This window comes from Superficieibacter sp. 1612_C1, assembly GCF_015234305.1.
Classification (GTDB): domain Bacteria; phylum Pseudomonadota; class Gammaproteobacteria; order Enterobacterales; family Enterobacteriaceae; genus Superficieibacter.
Map to the genome: position 1 here is coordinate 1 of NZ_JADGMI010000009.1, position 3,150 is coordinate 3,150.

Sequence of the window (3,150 nt, forward strand, 5' to 3'; positions counted from 1 at the left end):
TTTGATGCCTGGCAGTTCCCTACTCTCGCATGGGGAGACCCCACACTACCATCGGCGCTACGGCGTTTCACTTCTGAGTTCGGCATGGGGTCAGGTGGGACCACCGCGCTGTTGCCGCCAGGCAAATTCTGTTTATCACCCCGCGTCCGCGCAGTGATTAATCTGTAATCAGGCTGAAAATAGTCTCTCAAATCCGCCAAAACAGCTTCGGCGTTGTAAGGTTAAGCCTCACGGTTCATTAGTACCGGTTAGCTCAACGCATCGCTGCGCTTACACACCCGGCCTATCAACGTCATCGTCTTTAACGTTCCTTCAGGAGACTTATAGTCTCAGGGAAGACTCATCTCGGGGCAAGTTTCGTGCTTAGATGCTTTCAGCACTTATCTCTTCCGCATTTAGCTACCGGGCAGTGCCATTGGCATGACAACCCGAACACCAGTGATGCGTCCACTCCGGTCCTCTCGTACTAGGAGCAGCCCCCCTCAATCTTCCAGCGCCCACGGCAGATAGGGACCGAACTGTCTCACGACGTTCTAAACCCAGCTCGCGTACCACTTTAAATGGCGAACAGCCATACCCTTGGGACCTACTTCAGCCCCAGGATGTGATGAGCCGACATCGAGGTGCCAAACACCGCCGTCGATATGAACTCTTGGGCGGTATCAGCCTGTTATCCCCGGAGTACCTTTTATCCGTTGAGCGATGGCCCTTCCATTCAGAACCACCGGATCACTATGACCTGCTTTCGCACCTGCTCGCGCCGTCACGCTCGCAGTCAAGCCAGCTTATGCCATTGCACTAACCTCCTGATGTCCGACCAGGATTAGCTGACCTTCGTGCTCCTCCGTTACGCTTTAGGAGGAGACCGCCCCAGTCAAACTACCCACCAGACACTGTCCCCACGCCGGTTCACGGCGCCAGGTTAGAACATCAAACATTAAAGGGTGGTATTTCAAGGTCGGCTCCACGCAGACTGGCGTCCACGCTTCAAAGCCTCCCACCTATCCTACACATCAAGGCTCAATGTTCAGTGTCAAGCTATAGTAAAGGTTCACGGGGTCTTTCCGTCTTGCCGCGGGTACACTGCATCTTCACAGCGAGTTCAATTTCACTGAGTCCCGGGTGGAGACAGCCTGGCCATCATTACGCCATTCGTGCAGGTCGGAACTTACCCGACAAGGAATTTCGCTACCTTAGGACCGTTATAGTTACGGCCGCCGTTTACCGGGGCTTCGATCAGGAGCTTCTCTTGCGATAACCCCATCAATTAACCTTCCGGCACCGGGCAGGCGTCACACCGTATACGTCCACTTTCGTGTTTGCACAGTGCTGTGTTTTTAATAAACAGTTGCAGCCAGCTGGTATCTTCGACTGGTTTCAGCTCCACGGGCAAGCCGCTTCACCTACGCACCAGCGTGCCTTCTCCCGAAGTTACGGCACCATTTTGCCTAGTTCCTTCACCCGGGTTCTCTCAAGCGCCTTGGTATTCTCTACCTGACCACCTGTGTCGGTTTGGGGTACGATTTCGTGTTACCTGATGCTTAGAGGCTTTTCCTGGAAGCAGGGCATTTGTCACTTCAGCACCGTGGTGCCTCGTCATCACGCCTCAGTGTTAACAGCGTTCCGGATTTACCTGGAACACCCACCTTCACGCTTAAACCGGGACAACCGTCGCCCGGCCGACATAGCCTTCTCCGTCCCCCCTTCGCAGTAACACCAAGTACGGGAATATTAACCCGTTTCCCATCGACTACGCCTTTCGGCCTCGCCTTAGGGGTCGACTCACCCTGCCCCGATTAACGTTGGACAGGAACCCTTGGTCTTCCGGCGTGCGGGTTTTTCACCCGCATTATCGTTACTTATGTCAGCATTCGCACTTCTGATACCTCCAGCAGCCCTCACAGGCCACCTTCAACGGCTTACAGAACGCTCCCCTACCCAACAACGCCTAAGCGTCGCTGCCGCAGCTTCGGTGCATGGTTTAGCCCCGTTACATCTTCCGCGCAGGCCGACTCGACCAGTGAGCTATTACGCTTTCTTTAAATGATGGCTGCTTCTAAGCCAACATCCTGGCTGTCTGGGCCTTCCCACATCGTTTCCCACTTAACCATGACTTTGGGACCTTAGCTGGCGGTCTGGGTTGTTTCCCTCTTCACGACGGACGTTAGCACCCGCCGTGTGTCTCCCGTGATAACATTCTTCGGTATTCGCAGTTTGCATCGGATCGGTAAGTCGGGATGACCCCCTGGCCGAAACAGTGCTCTACCCCCGAAGATGAGTTCACGAGGCGCTACCTAAATAGCTTTCGGGGAGAACCAGCTATCTCCCGGTTTGATTGGCCTTTCACCCCCAGCCACAGGTCATCCGCTAATTTTTCAACATTAGTCGGTTCGGTCCTCCAGTTAGTGTTACCCAACCTTCAACCTGCCCATGGCTAGATCACCGGGTTTCGGGTCTATACCCTGCAACTTAACGCCCGGTTAAGACTCGGTTTCCCTGCGGCTCCCCTATACGGTTAACCTTGCTACAGAATATAAGTCGCTGACCCATTATACAAAAGGTACGCAGTCACCCCATAAATGAGGCTCCCACTGCTTGTACGTACACGGTTTCAGGTTCTTTTTCACTCCCCTCGCCGGGGTTCTTTTCGCCTTTCCCTCACGGTACTGGTTCACTATCGGTCAGTCAGGAGTATTTAGCCTTGGAGGATGGTCCCCCCATATTCAGACAGGATACCACGTGTCCCGCCCTACTCTTCGAGTTCACAGCATGTGCATTTTGGTGTACGGGACTATCACCCTGTACCGCCGGACTTTCCAGACCGTTCCACTAACACGCATGCTGATTCAGACTCCGGGCTCCTCCCCGTTCGCTCGCCGCTACTGGGGGAATCTCGGTTGATTTCTTTTCCTCGGGGTACTTAGATGTTTCAGTTCCCCCGGTTCGCCTCATGCCACTATGTATTCATGACATGATAGTGCAACGGATTGCACTGGGTTTCCCCATTCGGGTATCGCCGGTTATAACGGTTCATATCACCTTACCGGCGCTTATCGCAGATTAGCACGCCCTTCATCGCCTCTGACTGCCAGGGCATCCACCGTGTACGCTTAGTCGCTTAACCTCACAACCCGAAGCTGTTTCACTTCG

General features: G+C 54.1%; 2 rRNA genes. Both read right to left on the bottom strand.

Annotated features, from left to right (window positions below):
- Positions 1 to 6 precede the first annotated feature (6 nt).
- A 5S ribosomal RNA gene (gene rrf / locus INT84_RS22870) occupies positions 7 to 122 on the bottom strand.
- Positions 123 to 217: 95 nt separating this feature from the next.
- A 23S ribosomal RNA gene (locus INT84_RS22875) occupies positions 218 to 3,124 on the bottom strand.
- Between the last annotated feature and the right edge of the window lie 26 nt (positions 3,125 to 3,150).